The organism is Corallococcus sp. AB049A (assembly GCF_003668885.1).
GTDB classification, from domain to species: domain Bacteria; phylum Myxococcota; class Myxococcia; order Myxococcales; family Myxococcaceae; genus Corallococcus; species Corallococcus interemptor.
In genome coordinates, this window is sequence record NZ_RAWL01001098.1 from 1 (window position 1) to 447 (window position 447).

The 447-nt window shown below is 58.8% G+C and carries 1 protein-coding gene; it reads left to right on the top strand.

Annotated features, from left to right (window positions below; all coding sequences use genetic code 11):
• A partial coding sequence (locus D7X55_RS43905) for a class I mannose-6-phosphate isomerase (RefSeq protein ID WP_199747417.1) occupies nucleotides 1–447 on the top strand: 447 nt, incomplete at both ends.

The window sequence follows — 447 nt, forward strand, 5'->3', positions numbered from 1 at the left end:
GCCCGGCACGTCTCGCGCTGATTTTGACGAATCGATTCGCGAAGGCGCATGTGAGAGCCTGTTGAATAGTGTTCGCGTCCAAAAAGGCGATACGTTTTATTTGCCAAGCGGTACGGTCCACGCATTGGGCGCGGGGATGGTCGCTGCGGAAGTCCAGACCCCCAGCGACACGACGTTCCGCGTGTACGACTTCAACCGCGTGGACCCAACGACGGGCAAGCCACGAAAGTTGCACGTCGAGCAGGCGCTTGAATGCATCGATTTCTCAAAAGACGCTACGAAGAACTATGTCGCCCCAGGAGATGGTGAAGCGGTGATCGTCTCAGCACCCCAATTCACGCTGCTTCGTCGTGATGCGCAGGCAGGCGAAAGGGTCACGGTCGCGACTGGCGAACTGCGCGTGCTGATCTTCCTCGACGGCACAGGCACCATTGGTCAGGGTAAGGG